At 70.8% G+C, this 14,663-nt stretch carries 10 protein-coding genes; 4 read left to right on the forward strand and 6 right to left on the reverse strand.

The window, feature by feature from the left end:
• Positions 1–10 precede the first annotated feature (10 nt).
• From eccD to AB0N78_RS10415, 3 genes are read left to right on the forward strand one after another with little or no spacing between them, the layout of a single operon-like run.
• Entirely contained in the window at positions 11–1,357 is a 1,347-nt protein-coding gene (gene eccD / locus AB0N78_RS10405; RefSeq protein ID WP_363389426.1) for a type VII secretion integral membrane protein EccD, read from the forward strand.
• A gap of 3 nt (positions 1,358–1,360) precedes the next feature.
• Complete coding sequence (gene eccB, locus AB0N78_RS10410; RefSeq protein WP_363389429.1) at positions 1,361–2,713, forward strand: type VII secretion protein EccB; 1,353 nt, start codon at positions 1,361–1,363, stop codon at positions 2,711–2,713.
• Positions 2,710–3,930: a S8 family serine peptidase gene (locus tag AB0N78_RS10415; RefSeq protein WP_363389432.1), complete on the forward strand. Its 1,221-nt coding sequence runs from the start codon at positions 2,710–2,712 to the stop codon at positions 3,928–3,930. The genes eccB and AB0N78_RS10415 overlap by 4 nt, the downstream gene beginning before the upstream one ends.
• Here the strand turns inward: AB0N78_RS10415 and rarD are convergent.
• Positions 3,919–4,851, reverse strand: a complete 933-nt coding sequence (gene rarD, locus AB0N78_RS10420) for an EamA family transporter RarD (RefSeq protein WP_363389435.1) — start codon at positions 4,849–4,851, stop codon at positions 3,919–3,921. The two genes, AB0N78_RS10415 and rarD, sit on opposite strands and share 12 nt — an antisense overlap.
• A 201-nt stretch (positions 4,852–5,052) precedes the next feature.
• Here rarD and AB0N78_RS10425 point away from each other — a divergent pair, with 201 nt between their 5' ends.
• Positions 5,053–6,432, forward strand: a complete 1,380-nt coding sequence (locus AB0N78_RS10425; protein ID WP_363389438.1) for an FAD-dependent oxidoreductase — start codon at positions 5,053–5,055, stop codon at positions 6,430–6,432.
• A 55-nt stretch (positions 6,433–6,487) separates the two neighbouring features.
• On the opposite strand, the gene AB0N78_RS10430 is transcribed toward AB0N78_RS10425, so the two are convergent.
• From AB0N78_RS10430 to nuoL, 5 genes are all read right to left on the reverse strand, one after another.
• Complete coding sequence (locus AB0N78_RS10430; RefSeq protein WP_363389440.1) at positions 6,488–8,179, reverse strand: RDD family protein; 1,692 nt, start codon at positions 8,177–8,179, stop codon at positions 6,488–6,490.
• A gap of 57 nt (positions 8,180–8,236) precedes the next feature.
• Positions 8,237–9,241, reverse strand: coding sequence for a polyprenyl synthetase family protein (locus tag AB0N78_RS10435; protein WP_363389442.1), 1,005 nt, complete (start codon positions 9,239–9,241; stop codon positions 8,237–8,239).
• 107 nt (positions 9,242–9,348) lie between these two features.
• Positions 9,349–11,079 (reverse strand): NADH-quinone oxidoreductase subunit NuoN, encoded by a 1,731-nt coding sequence (gene nuoN / locus AB0N78_RS10440; RefSeq protein ID WP_363389444.1) that lies wholly within the window; start codon positions 11,077–11,079, stop codon positions 9,349–9,351.
• Entirely contained in the window at positions 11,076–12,677 is a 1,602-nt protein-coding gene (locus AB0N78_RS10445) for an NADH-quinone oxidoreductase subunit M (RefSeq protein WP_363389896.1), read from the reverse strand. Before AB0N78_RS10445 ends, nuoN begins: the two co-directional genes overlap by 4 nt.
• Positions 12,678–12,722: 45 nt before the next feature.
• Positions 12,723–14,651, reverse strand: coding sequence for an NADH-quinone oxidoreductase subunit L (gene nuoL, locus AB0N78_RS10450; protein WP_363389899.1), 1,929 nt, complete (start codon positions 14,649–14,651; stop codon positions 12,723–12,725).
• Positions 14,652–14,663 lie beyond the last annotated feature (12 nt).

The raw sequence follows: 14,663 nt of genomic DNA on the forward strand, positions 1-14,663 counted from the left end.
GGGACCTGCGATGACAGACGCAATGACGGCACTGCCGGTGGGCATGTTGATCCGAGTTTCGGTGACTGCGGGTGACCGGCGGGTCGATCTGGGTATCCCCGGGAATGTCCCTGTGGCTGAGGTGGTGCCTGGGCTGGCTCGGGCGCTGGGGCTGTTGGACGCGATGAGTGCGCACGGCGGGTACCGCTTGATCCGACCGGACGGCGCGCCGATCGATTCCGCCCGGAGTCTGCTGGCTGAGGGGGTGCCGGATGGCACGGTGCTGACCCTGGAGTCCGGCGCGCTGCGTGACGAGGAGCGGATCTACGACGACGTGGTCGAGGCCGTCGCGGATGCGGTGGAGAGCGGGTACGCGCCGTGGACGCCGAAGGACTCGGCCCTCAGTGCGGTGTGGGCGTCGATCGCGCTGCTCGCGGCGGGGGCGGTGCTGCTGCTGGGCGCGGATCGCGCGTCTCTGCTGCCGCCGGTGATCGCCGGGGTGGCCGCGGTGCTGGTCCTGGTCTCGGGGGCGGTGGTGACGCGGACCGGTGCCGAACCGGCAGCGGGACGGTTGCTGGTGTTGATCGCACCGGCGCTCGGGGGACTGGCCGGGTTCATTGCGGGGGCGCAGGCTCCGTCGTGGGGCTGGCCGACAGCCTGGGCTGGCGCAGGACTGCTGCTCACCGGGTTGGCGTCGCTGCCGGCCCTCGTGGATCAGCGGGAGTTCGCTGCGGCGTCCTTGGCGGGTGGCTTCACGCTGGCGGTGAGCGGCACGGTGATCGAGCTGGCGGATATCGAGCCAGGTGTGGTGCTCGCCGTGGTGGTGGCACTGGCAGCGACGGCAAGTATCGGGGTGCCCTGGTTGGCGTTGGCGAGTACGCCGCTGCGGGTGGTGACGCCGCGTAGCGATGCGGAGATCTTCGCCGACCCGCCGGAGGTACAGGCGCAGCGGGTGCGCTCTCAGTTGGCGGCCGGCCACCGGGTGCAGGTATCGCTGCGGGTGGCCATCGGGGTGCTGGCAGTGGCGGCGGCGCCGGCGGTGGTCGCGACCGGGGTGCCAGGCACGGTGCTGCTGATGTTGGCATTCACCGGCATGCTGCTGGCCACTCGACAGACCTACTCGCGGACTGATGTGTTGCTGACGGTCACGCTGTCGGTGGTCGGGCTCGGTGCCACTGTGCTGTTGGCGGCTGCGCTGCACCCGCAGTGGCGGCCGCTGCTGGTCGGGTTGTGCGGCGCTGCCGCGGCGGTGGTGGTGACGGTGAGCCTGATCGCCCCTCGGCAGCGGCTGACCTTTGCCCGGGTTGGCGACTTCCTGGAGGTGCTGTGCCTGGCGGTGCTGCTGCCACTGGGTGTGGCCGCGGCAGGACTGGTCTGATCGATGGCGAGCAAGCGGGATCTGGCCGAGGCGCAGACCTACAGTCGTCGGCGGTTGCTGACCGCCTTCACCAGCGGTGCGCCCGGTGGGCGGGAGCTGGAGCCGACCAAGCCGCTGCGCGGGGTCGTCGCCGGGGTGTCGCTGAGTGTGCTGTTGGTGTTGGGCAGCCTCGGGTTCGGGATGCTCAACTCCGGGCTGCCGGACGGCTGGGACGACCAATCGCTGGTGGTCGTCAACGGTGACGGCAGCCGGTATGTGGCGCTACAGGGGACGCTGTACCCGGTGCTGAATGTGACCAGTGCCCGACTCGCGTTGGACTCGTCGTCGTACCACGTGGTGACGGTGGACGAGGGGGACATTGCTGAAACTCCGCGCGGTGCCACCATCGGCATTCCGGGGGCCCCGGATGAGTTGCCGCCGTCCGATCGGCTGGTCGACACCGGATGGACGGCCTGTGTGGCTGGGGACGGCGGCACTGCGCTGACCATCGACCCTGCCGGTGACCCGGAGCCCGCCACGACCCGGGCCACCGCCTTGGTGCGCAACGGTGACCAGTCGTACCTGGTCAACGCCGGGACGCGATACCGGATCGAGCCCGGGCAGGAGGCCGCCGTGCTGCGTGCCCTGTCGATGGACACCGCAACCCCGGTGGAGGTGACGGCCGACTGGCTGAACCTGATCCCGATGGGCACCGACCTGGGCCCGCTGAGCATCGAGGCTTCCGGCGAGCCGGCGCTGCCGACCGAGGGACTACCTGCGGACACCCGGGTCGGGGCCCTGGTGGAGGTGAGCGGGACCGGCGGTGGGCTGCGCCGCTATGTGGTCGATCGAGCCGGGGAGCTGGCCCCGCTGTCCGACTTCGCCTATCCGCTGTACGTGTTGGGGGCGGGCGACCTGGCCGCGGACCCGATCCGGGTCAGCACCGCCGACATCGCGGAGGTCACCACGTCGACCATTGCGGTGGACCCGACCGACTGGCCGGAGGAGGCACCGGAGCTGACTGAGGGGTCGACCCCCTGCGTCGTGTTGGACACCCGGGATGGCGGCCGGGTGGATCTGGCGTTTGCCGACCCGGAGGCTGTGCCCGGCACCGGGGTGCATGTCGCGCCCGGTTCGGGTGCTTTGCTCGACGCGCGGAGCACCGCGGGCGCGCAGGGCATGGTGTCGCTGGTGGATGGCACCGGGCGTGCTCACCCGATGCCGGAGGCCGATGAGGAGCTGCTCGCGCGCCTGGGCTACCGGATGGACGACGTCGCCACGGTGCCACCGGCATGGGCTGCCCTGTTGCCCACCGGTCCGACGCTGACGATCAGCCGGGCGAGCACCGAGGTCACCGGGTCGACGGAGGACGCATGAATCGCGCCCTGGTGACGGCGCTGGTGGCGGCTGGTCTGCTGATGCCGGGCACCGGAGCGCAGGCGGCCACCGAAGGCCAGGACCAGTGCTCACCGGACACACCGCGCAGCATCGCGTCGACACCCTCGGCGCTCCCCCGGCTCGCCGCGGATGCCGCCTGGCAGTGGGCCACCGGTGCTGGGGTGACTGTGGCGGTGGTGGATTCCGGCGTGAACAGCGCGAATGCTCACCTGACCGGTGCCGTCGTGCCGGGCACCGATCTGGTCGGACAGGCGGGCGACCCGAGCGGTCAGACGGATGTGGCCGGGCACGGCACCGCCATCGCCGGGCAGATCGCCGCGCGAGAGGTCTCCGGTTCCGGTGTGATCGGACTGGCCCCCGAGGCGACGATCCTGCCGGTGCGGGTGTACTACGCCGACGACGACCAGGCGAAGGAGGCCGGTACCGCACCGGACGCCGGTCGGATCGCGCAGGGCATCCGCTACGCCGCCCAGTCCGGTGCCCAGGTGATCAACGTGTCGATGAGCACCCCGAACGACTCCCCCGATCTGCAGGCGGCGGTGCAGGAGGCGCGGGCCGCTGGGTCGTTGGTCGTCGCGTCGGCGGGCAATCGCGGGACCAGCACCGACACCAGTGATGGACCGCGCTACCCGGCCGCCTACCCGGAGGTGCTGGCCGTGACCGCGGTGGACGGCACCGGCGCACCGACAGAGGCGGCGATCCACGGCGAGCACATTGATGTTGCTGCCCCCGGCACGGAGGTGCTGACCGCTTTCCATGCCGCAGGTGACTGCGTGCTGGCCGGGTCGGACGCCTCGACCAGCTTCGCCACGGCCTATGTCAGCGCCGCCGCCGCACTGGTGGCCGAGCGCTATCCGGATGAGACGCCCGCACAGTGGGCGTACCGACTGGAGGTCACGGCGCTACGCGCCCAGCCCGCGCAGCACGACGAGCTGGTCGGGTGGGGCGTGATCCGGCCGGATCTGGCGCTCGGGTTCGTGGACGACGGGACCGCGGCCGGACCGACCAGCCCGGTGCATGGTGAGACGCTCAGCACCGAGGTCACCGCACGGGTCGTGGACTCCTCACCTCGGGTCGACCCGTTGACCGGAGCTCGCGCGGCGGCGGTGTGGTGGGTCCTCGGTGGGGGCACCGTCGTGCTGTTGTCCGTTCTGGCGTCGCGGTTCGGTCGACGTCGCCGCGGGTCAGCTCGCTGAGTCCGCCACCCGGGCGAGGCGCTGCACCCGTCCGGCGCGCACGCCGTCGATGGTGAGCAACACCAGCGACACCCACACCAGCCCGAATCCCCACCACCGGGCGGGCGGCATGGTCTCGTGCAGGATGGTCACCCCGATCAGGAACTGCAGGATCGGTGCCAGGTATTGCAGCATCCCGACCACGCTCAACGGCAACCGCCGAGCGGCCTCACCAAAGAGCAGCAGCGGCAACGCGGTCGCGATACCCGTCCCGGCGAGCGCCAGCGCCTGGCCGCCGCCCTCACTACCGAAAGTGCCCTGGCCTGTGGCGTGCAACCAGATCAGGTAGCCCGCCGCCACCGGAGCCAACACCAGGGTCTCGGCGGCCAGAGATGGGGCGGCACCCACCGAGCGACCGACCCGGTTCTTCAACAGGCCGTACACCCCGAAGGAGAACGCCAGGGTGAGCGCCACCCAGGGCAACCGGCCGACCCCGATCGTGATCACGACCACCGCCGCAGCGCTCACCCCCAACGCGACCCATTGCAGTCGGCGCAGACGTTCACGCAGGACCAGCACCGCGAGCGCCACGGTGACGATCGGGTTGATGAAGTACCCGAGCGCCGCGTCCACCACATGCCCGGACAGTGTCCCGTAGACGAATGTCAGCCAGTTCACCGCGAGCAGCACTGCCGCCACCGCCAACACCGCCACCGTGCGACCGGTACGCAGCACCGTGCCCAGTTGGCCCCAGGCACGTCCGGCGGTGAGCACCACCGCGCAGAACACCAGCGACCACAACACCCGGTGCGCAATGATCTCGGCCGGTCCGGCGGGGACCAGCAGGGTGAAGTACAGCGGGAGCACGCCCCACAGCAGATAGGCCGAAGCGCCGTTGGCGAGACCGCGCGGGTCCAAAGTCGACGGGGAGGGTGTGCTCACAGCGCGACGGTATCCCTCCTGGCCGACATCCCGGGCGCGGTTCCATCGACGCGACCGCGCCTCCAGGTGAGGGTGCCCTTGCCTGCCCACCTAGACTGGCCGCAGCCCGCGACCGCAGCGCGGCGACCTGGAGGTCCGATCCGGACTCGGTGGCCTGCGACGGCGCGGCGATGACGTCTCCTCCAGAAAGAAGGCAGCTGCGTGAGCTCCCACCGACCCGTTCGGGTGGCCGTGATCGGCGCCGGACCCGCTGGCATCTACGCCTCGGACATCCTGTCGCGCTCCGATCTGGACGTGTCGATCGACTTGATCGAGCGGCTGCCCGCGCCCTTCGGGCTGGTGCGTTACGGCGTCGCCCCGGACCACCCGCGGATCAAGCAGATCATCACCGCGCTGCATAAGGTCCTCGAACGCGGTGACATCCGGTTGATCTGCAATGTGGATTACGGGGTCGATCTCACGCTGGAGGATGTCCGGCGGCACTACGACGCGGTGATCTTCGCCACCGGCGCGATCAAGGACGCCGACCTGCCGATCCCCGGCATCGATCTGGACGGTTCCTACGGGGCTGCCGACTTTGTGTCCTGGTACGACGGGCATCCCGACGTGCCGCGCACCTGGCCGCTGGACGACCGCGAGGTCGCGGTGATCGGCGCCGGGAACGTGGCCTTGGATGTCGCGCGGATTCTGGCGAAGCACGCCGAGGATCTGCGCTCGACCGAGGTTCCGGACAACGTGCACCAGGTATTGGCGGCCTCCCCGGTGACGGATGTGCATGTCTTTGCCCGGCGCGGACCGGCGCAGGCCAAATTCTCCTCCTTGGAGCTGCGCGAGCTCGGGCACGTCCCGGATGTCGACGTGGTCGTCTACCCGGAGGACTTCGAGTTCGATGAGGGTTCTCAGGCGGCGATCCGGTCCTCGAACCAGACCAAACAGGTGGTCAAAACCCTCACCGACTGGACCCTCAAGGAGCCGGAGGAACTGACCGCGAGCCGCCGCATCCACCTGCACTTCTTGCACGCCCCGGCCGAGGTGCTCGGCGAGGACGGCAAGGTCGTCGGGCTGCGCACCGAGCGGACCGTGCTCACCGGGGACGGCACCGTCGCTGGCACGGGCCAGTTCCATGACTGGCCGGTGACCGCGGTGTACCGCGCGGTCGGGTACTTCGGTTCCCCGGTGGTGGATGTGCCCTTCGACGATCAGGGCGGGGTCATCGCCAACCGCGAGGGTCGGGTGGTCGATGTGGACGGCGAACCGGTGTCGGGGGTGTACACCACCGGCTGGATCAAGCGCGGACCGGTCGGCCTGATCGGCCACACCAAGTCCGACGCCAAGGAGACCATCGAGCACCTGGTCGAGGACGCCGCGGCCGACTCGTTCCGCACCGCCACCGAGCCCGACCCTGAGGCCGTCCTCGACTTCCTGCGGGCACGGGGGGCACGACCGATCCACTGGCCCGGGTGGGAACTGCTGGACGCCTACGAGCGGACGCTGGGCGAGACGCAGGGACGCGAGCGGATCAAGGTCGTCCCCCGCGAGGACATGGTGCGGATCGCCCTGGCGCTCGCCGACGAGGACTGACCCGACCCAGCTGACCGACGAGGGGCCACGCACCGGTGCGTGGCCCCTCGTCGTCTCACACGCTCTCGATCACGACCGTGCGTTCACCGAAGAGCACCAACCACCCGGGCGTGACCCGCGCCTCCTGACCCGCCGGGAGCGCCCAGCGGTTGCCCGCCGGGTCGACCAGCACGGTCCCGTTGGTCGAGTTCTGGTCGACGACGACCAGGCCACCCGGCTCCGGGCGGAAGGCGAAGTGCACCCGGGACACCGACTGTGCGGGGTCCGTGATCGCCACCAGGTGTGCCGGATCGGGGTCACCGAGCAACGGGAACGGGTTGCGGCCGACCAGCCCCGGGCCGGTCACCTCGATCAGCTCACCGGTGTCGAAGGCCATCCGCACCGGCGTGTGCGTCCGTGGACCGGCGACCCGGGTCAGCTCCAGCTCGCCCAGCCCCTCGGGGACGGACGGTGGCGTCGGCTGCGCGGCGACGGTCGGGAGAGTATCCACGGGCAGGAGGGGCGGGGGCGGGGGCGTCGTGTGGGCCGGGGTCGACGGCCGGTCGGCAGGGGCCGGTGACGGGTGGGCGACGGCCTCGGGTACGAGCAATGCCGGCTCAGGGCGACTCGGGTCACGTGCGGGCTGCCCGTCGTCGCCCGGCTCGGAGGCCTGAGGCGCATCGACGGACGACACAGATGTGGCCGATGCGGGCGTCATCGGGACATCGACCGGCATCGGAGGCGCTGGCGGCTCGGCTCGCGTCGGCGTCGGGAGTGCAGGCGCTGCGGGCACCGGGGGCGCGGCTGGTGCGAGGCTCGTCGGCACTCCGCCCAGGGCCGGCGGCGCAGGGGGCGTCGCGACCTCCACTGACGCCGACGGCCCCGGCACCTCGATCCCCGTGGCCGTCACCATCGCGTCCGGCCCAGCAGCGGCATGCGGATCGGTCCCCCGCGCCGTGGCCAGCGGGTCGACCCCCCAGGGCGCTGCACCACCGGCCGCCGGGGCGACCCACCCCGCCGCAGGAGCGCCGGCACCATCGGGTCCGCCGGACGCCGCACCAACAGACGTCTCCCCCCTCCGCCCCGCACGCACTGCCGACGCGCGCAGCACCATCGTGCCCGCGGCCTTGTCATGCCATCCCCGCCGGGCCGGGCTCTCGTCCCACGCGCCGGAGGCCGCGATCACGTACACCCCGACCCCGGCGAGCAACGAGCCGAGACCCTGGACGATCCCCCGCAGCAGCACCGCCCACAGGCCGGCCGGGCGACCGGTCCGGACCGACAGGGTGCGGATGCCGAGCAGCGCCGATCCAGCAGTCGCCCCGGTGAAAGCCTCGGCCATCCACTGCGCGGCGGCGACCACCAGCGCGACCAGACCAGGGATCAGCAGCACGCCCGGCGTCAGCTGGTCACGCAGGGTGGGCAGGATCAGCACCACCGCCACCCCGACTAGCAGTGCGGCGGCGATCTGGTCCACCAGCAGCGCGAGCAGGCGGCGGCCAATGGGGGCGACCCGGTCCTCGATGTCGAGGCCGAACTCCCAGGCCTGGGGCGCGGGACGGGCGGTGTCGGCACTCGGAGGTGGTGTATCCGAGGTGGGGACGCGGGCCGGATTCGGTGCCGCGGCAGGCCAGTCGACGGAGCTGGTGAACGGGTCGGCGTGGTCGGGAGCATCCGGCACGGGCACCCGCTGACCGCAGGAGCCGCAGAAGGCAGCACCGGGGTCGAGGTCGGCAGCGCAGATCGGGCAGGCCGCGTGGGTGGGCATGGTTCCCCCTTGAGTGGCGGACAGGCCCGCGGCTGACGACCTGTCCGGGTGGTGAGGTCAGGACGCGCGGTTCACCAGGGCGTCCGCGAAGGAGATGAAGGAATCCTTGACCGGTCCGGCCGGCAGCACGTCGAGTACGGCGACCGCCTCGTCGACCAGAGCGAGGGCGCGGGCCCGGGTCTCGGCGACCACCTCGTGTGTGGACAGGGCGGCGACGGCACGGGCGAGTGCGTCATCGTCGGACAGGTCGGAGTCGAGCAGGTCGACCAGGGCGATGTCCTCCGGGCGGCGCTCGCGGGCGGCGCGCTCGCGCAGTAGCAGCACCGGCATGGTGGGGACCTTCTCCCGCAGGTCCGTGCCGGGGGTCTTGCCGGAGAGCGCGGCGTCGGCGGAGACATCCAGGACGTCGTCGGCGAGCTGGAAGGCGATGCCGATCCGTTCCCCGAAAGCGGCGACGGTCTCCACGACCTCGGGGGCGCAGCCGCCGTACATCGCGCCGAGCCGGGCGGAGGTGGCGATCAGCGAGGCGGTCTTGTCGGCGAGCACCTGCAGGTAGTGCTGGACGGCGTCGTCGCCCTCGCGCGGGCCCATCGACTCGTGCAGCTGACCGAGGCACAGCCGCTCAAAGGTGCCGGCCTGGATCTTGACCGCCTCAGGGCCCAGATCGGCGACGGTGGTGGAGGCGCGGGAGAACAGCAGGTCGCCGACCAGAATGGCGACAGAGTTGCCCCAGACCTCGTGTGCGGCGGGCGCACCGCGACGCAGCGGGGCGGAGTCCATCACGTCGTCGTGGTACAGCGAGGCCAGGTGGGTGAGCTCGACCACGACCGCGGCGTCCAGTACCTCGTCGCGGGAACCGTCGCCCAGCTCAGCGGCCAGCAGGGTCAGCATCGGACGCAGGCGCTTACCCCCGGCGTCGGCCAGGTGATGCGCCGCGTCATTGACCAGCTCGTCGGCGTAGGCGGCGGCGGTGCGCAGGCGATCCTCGACCTGGTCGAGGCGAGCCGCGATCCGCTCGGCGAGTGCCGGGTCGGCGAGCGGCAGGGCGGTCGGGGATGTCACGGGACGAACCTATCTGGCCGGGCGGCTGGGGGCAGAACTGACGTGCGACCGCCGCCCCGCACGAATGGGTGCGGGGCGGCGGTCGAGTCCTGACGAGGGTACGCGGGTCAGGGCAGGAACACCGCCACCTGGGAGATGGCGTCCAACACCGGTCCGGGCAGCACACCGAGCAGCACGGTCAGCACCGCACAGATCGCGATGCCAGCGAGCGCGAAGCCCTGCGAGGTCACCACGACAGTGCGCGGACGGGAGCCGGCGTCGGCGTCGGTGAGCGGTCCACCGTCCGGGCTGGTGAAGAACATCAGCACGATGAGCCGGACGTAGAAGAACGCTGCGGCGGCCGAGGCCAGCACACCGACCAGAGCCAGCGGCCACGCCCCACCGTCCACTGCCGCGGAGAACACCGCGAATTTGCCGGTGAAGCCCGCGGTGAGCGGGATTCCGGCGAAGGACAGTAGGAACAGCGCGAAGGTGGTGGCCAGCACCGGGTGGGTGCGACCGAGCCCGGCCCACTGGGAGATGTCAGTGGCCTCACCGAGTACCGGGGCGTCGGCGTCGTTCTCCGGTGCCGCCTCGGTCACCGTCGGGGAGTCCGACCCGGCGGGCAGCACACCGGCGGCGACCGCCACCCCCAGGGAGGCACGGGCGGCCTCGGGCACGGTGGTGGTGGTGGTCCCCCGTTCCCGGACCAGCGAGACGATGCCGAAGGCACCCACCGTCGCGGCACCGTAGGCCAGCAGGTAGAACAGCACGGCGGTGATGCCGGTCTGCGCCAGTGCGACCACGCCGGTGAGCACGAAGCCCGCATGCGCGATCGAGGAGTAGGCCAGGATCCGCTTGACGTCGGTCTGGACCAGGGCGATCACGGTGCCAACCACCATGGTGGCGATGGCGACCGTCCACATCATCGGTTCCAGATCCCAGCTCATGCCGGGCAGCACGGTGTAGAACACCCGCAGCAGCGCACCGAAGGCGGCGACCTTGGTGCAGGCGGCCATGAACCCAGTGATCGGGGTGGGCGCGCCCTGGTAGACGTCCGGGGTCCAGGAGTGGAACGGCACCGCGCCGACCTTGAACAGCAGGCCGATCAGCACCAGCAGCGAGCCGACCAGCAGCAGGCCGTCCATCCCGGTGACGGTGCCGACGGCGGTGGCGATCTCGCTGTACCGGATCGAGCCGGAGTAGCCGTAGAGCAGCACGATGCCGAACAGCAGCAGCGCCGAGGCGAAGGCCCCCAGCAAGAAGTACTTCATCGACGCTTCCTGGCTGAGCAGGCGGCGACGGCGGGCCATCCCGGTCAGCAGGTACAGCGGCAGGGACAGCACCTCGAGTGCGACGAACAGCGTCAGCAGGTCGCCGGTGGCGGGGAAGATCATCATCCCGCCGGTGGCGAAGAGCATCAGCGGGTAGATCTCGGTCTGCTGCAGACCGGCCCGCCGTGCCGACTCCTCATAACCGGAGCCGGGCACCGACGCGGCCTGCGGGGCGAAGGCGTCCTCCCCGGTGGAGGTGCGGTCCGCGGCGATCAGCACGGCCAGCAGGGCGAGCAGCGCGATGACCGCCTGCATCACCAGGGTCGGGCCGTCGACCAGCAACGATCCGCTGAGCACATCGGTGCCACCGCTGAACGTGCCGTCGGCATTCTCCAGGCCGCGCCAGAGCAGCGCCACCGAGATCAGGCTGCCGACCAGCGCGGCCAGGGTCACCACCAGTTGGGCGGGACGGCGGACGGCACGGGGCGCGAAGGCCTCGATCAGGACGCCGAGCACGGCCGCCCCGAGCGGGAAGAGCACCGGCGTGAGCTGGGCCCACGCGATGTCCGGCGCGATGAAGCTCACTGCTCGCTCCCCTCGTCACCCACGGTGACCAGATCCGGGGCGTCGGCGACGCCCACCTGCGTGACGGAGATGGTGGCCGGGTCGTTGACCAGGTCCAGTGCCGGAGCCGGGTAGAAGCCCAGCACCAGCATCAGGGCGATCAGCGGACCGACCACCCAGCGCTCGCGACCGGACAGGTCCCGGGTCTCGGCGAGCTCGTCGCGCACCGGGCCGGTGAACACCCGCTGGTAGGTCCACAGCACGTAGAGCGCGGCGAGGACCACACCGACCGCGGCGATGATCGCGGCCGGACGGTGCGTCCCGAAGGTCCCGACAATGACCAGGAACTCGCTGACGAAGGTGCTCAGCCCCGGCAGAGACAGGGCGGACAGGCCGACCACCAGGAAGGTCCCAGCCAACACCGGCGTGATCTTCTGCAGTCCGCCGAAGTCGGCGATCCGGGCCGAGCCCTTGCGGGCGACCAGGAACCCGACCAGCAGGAACAGCCCGCCGGTGCTCAGCCCGTGGTTGACCATGTAGAACGACGACCCGGCGATGGAGGTCGAGGTGAAGGCGAAGATGCCCAGCACGATGAACCCGAAGTGCGACACCGAGGTGTACGCGACCAGGCGGAACATGTCCTGCTGCCCGAGGGCCAGCAGCGCGCCGTAGAAGATCGACACCAGGGCCAGCGCGATGATCACCGGCGCCGCCCACCGGGAGGCCTCCGGGAACAGGGGCAGGCACAGGGTCAGCATCCCGAAGGTGCCGACCTTGTCCAGCACACCGACCAGCAGGGTCGATGTTCCCGCCGGGGCCTGCTCGGCGGTGTCCGGCAGCCAAGAGTGCACCGGGAACATCGGGGCCTTGATCGCGAAGGCCAGGAAGAACGCCAGGAACAGCCAGCGCCCGGTGCCGGTGCCCAGGTCGAGTCCGGTGAGGTTGCTGATCAGGAAGCCCTGCTCGCCGCCGGGACCGTGCAGGGAGAGCACGATCACGCCGACCAGCATCACCAGCCCACCGGCCAGCGAGAACAGCAGGAACTTCACCGCGGCGTAGCGCCGCTGCGGTCCACCGAAGGCCCCGATCATGAAGTAGACGGGGATCAGCATGGCCTCGAACACCACGTAGAACAGGAACAGGTCCCGCGCGGCGAAGACGGCGACCATGAACGAGGTCAGCACCAGCACCAGGGCCAGGTAGTGCCGCAGCCGGTTGGACGCCCCGTTCTGCGAACCCTGCTCCTTCCAGGCCGCGAGGATCACCAGCGGCACCAGGACCAGTGCCATCAGGATCAGCAGCATGGCCACACCGTTGACGCCGAGGGCGTAGGAGATCCCGAACTGCGGGATCCAGGCGTGGCTCTCGTACAGCTGGTAGCTGCCGGTCAGGGAGGCGTCGGACATCGAGCCGCCGAAGCCGACGACCGCGGCGCCAATGGCCAGGGCCAGCTCGACGACGGCGACGACCAGTGCGATCTCGCGCACGCGGCGCGGTCCGGCGGTCGGACCGTCGGCGGCCCGGCGGGGCAGGACCCAGAGCAGCAGGGCACCGATCAGCGGCCAGACGATCAGCAGCGTCAGCCAGGGCACATCCGCGGGCACCGTGGCGGCGACCATGTCGTCCATGGCAGCGGGGGTGAGCGTGAGCACGGTTCTTCTCCCTCAGATCCGCGGAGCCAGGACGACGACCGCCAGCACGACCAGACCGAACAGCATGGTGGCGGCGTACTGCCGGACGTAGCCGGACTGGAGCTTGCGCAGCAGCTGTCCGATCCCGACGGTGAGCTTGCCCAGGCCGGTGAACGCACCGTCCACCACCGAGCGGTCGCCGAAGACCAGCGACCGGGTCAGGTACTGCCCGGGCTGCACCAGCACGGCGTCGTTGACGGTGTCCTGGTACATGTCGACCCGGGCGGCGCGGGTGAGCGCCGAGCCCTTCGGGGCGGTGGTCGGCACCGGCAGCGCGCCGTACTGCCGCCAGGCCAGGACCAGGCCGATCGCCACCGCCAGCAGCGTGACGATCTGGATCACCGGCACCGACAGCACCGGCTCGTGGTGCTCGACGTGCCCGGTGACCGGCTCGAGCCAGGTGGTGAACCCGCCGCCGAGCTGGAGCACGAAGCCCAGTCCGAGCGAGCCGATGGCCAGGATGATCATCGGCACGGTCATCAGCCAGGGCGACTCGTGCGGGTGCCGCAGCGGCAGGTCGTCGGAGGCCTTGGACTTCTGGTCGGTCCAGCGCGCCTTGCCGTGGAAGGTCATGAAGAACATCCGCGACATGTAGAACGCGGTGATCCCGGCACCGACCAGGGCGACGATGCCGAAGACCCAGGCCCGCCACTCCCCGGCACCTTCCGGCACCACGAAGGCGGACTCGATGATCTTGTCCTTCGACCAGAAGCCGGAGAACGGCGGCACACCCAGGATCGCGAGCCAGCCGAGGCCGAAGGTGGCCCAGGTGATGGTCATTGACGTGCGCAGCGCACCGAAGTGCCGCATATCCGTGGTGTCGTCCATCCCGTGCATCACGGAACCCGCGCCCAGGAACATCCCGGCCTTGAAGAATCCGTGCGTCACCAGGTGGAAGATCGCGAAGGCGTAGCCGATCGGGCCGAGGCCCGCGGCCAGCACCATGTAGCCGATCTGCGACATGGTCGAGGCGGCCAGCGCCTTCTTGATGTCGTCCTTGGCGCAGCCGATGATCGCGCCGAGCACCAGGGTGATCGCACCGACGATGGTGACGATCAGCTGCGCGGTGGGCGCGCCCTCGAACACCGGTGCCGAGCGCACGATCAGGTACACCCCGGCGGTGACCATGGTGGCGGCGTGGATCAGCGCGGACACCGGCGTCGGACCGGCCATCGCGTCGCCGAGCCAGGACTGCAACGGGAACTGCGCCGACTTGCCGCAGGCGGCCAACAGCAGCATCAGGCCGATGGCGGTGAGCATCCCGGTGGACACCGCACCCGACTCGATCCCGGTGGCCACGGAGGCGAAGTCCAGCGACCCGAGCTGGCTGAACAGCAGCCCCATCGCGACCAGCAGGCCGATGTCGCCCACACGGTTGGCGACGAAGGCCTTCTTGGCGGCCACCGCGTACTCGGTGCGGTGGTTCCAGAACCCGATCAGCAGGTAAGAGGCCAGACCGACACCCTCCCAGCCGACGAACAGCAGCAGGTAGGAGTCCGCCAGCACCAGGATCAGCATCGCCGCGATGAACAGGTTCAAGTAGGCGAAGAACCGGCGGCGGGCGGCGTCATGCGCCATGTAGGCCACCGAGTACAGGTGGATCAGCGTTCCGACGAAGGTCACCAGCAGCACGAAGGTCAACGACAGCGGGTCGACCCGGAGCCCGGCGGCCAGGTCGAAGCGCCCGACCGTGATCCAGTCGAACAGGTGCACGTCGATCACGCGGTCGCCGGCGTCACGGCCCAGCAGCTCGGTCAGCAGCAGCGCGCCCACCACGAAGGAGGCGGCGGACGCCAGCACACCGAGCCAGTGGCCCCAGCGGTCGGAGGCCCGGCCGAGCAACAGCAGGATCGCCGCGCTGGCCAGGGGCACCGCCACCAGGAGCGGGGCGAGGGAGGTCAGGTTCACGGTCCC

Origin of the sequence: Cellulomonas sp. NPDC089187 (genome assembly GCF_040685135.1) — a bacterium.
Taxonomy (GTDB): Bacteria; Actinomycetota; Actinomycetes; order Actinomycetales; family Cellulomonadaceae; genus Cellulomonas.

What these genes read in the sequence shown, in the direction of transcription:
- eccD (WP_363389426.1), top strand. Translation starts at nt 11, where the DNA reads ATGACAGACGCAATGACGGCACTGCCGGTGGGCATGTTGATCCGAGTT.
- eccB (WP_363389429.1), top strand. Translation starts at nt 1,361, where the DNA reads ATGGCGAGCAAGCGGGATCTGGCCGAGGCGCAGACCTACAGTCGTCGG.
- AB0N78_RS10415 (WP_363389432.1), top strand. Translation starts at nt 2,710, where the DNA reads ATGAATCGCGCCCTGGTGACGGCGCTGGTGGCGGCTGGTCTGCTGATG.
- AB0N78_RS10430 (WP_363389440.1), bottom strand. Translation starts at nt 8,179, where the DNA reads ATGCCCACCCACGCGGCCTGCCCGATCTGCGCTGCCGACCTCGACCCC.
- AB0N78_RS10445 (WP_363389896.1), bottom strand. Translation starts at nt 12,677, where the DNA reads ATGGTCGCCGCCACGGTGCCCGCGGATGTGCCCTGGCTGACGCTGCTG.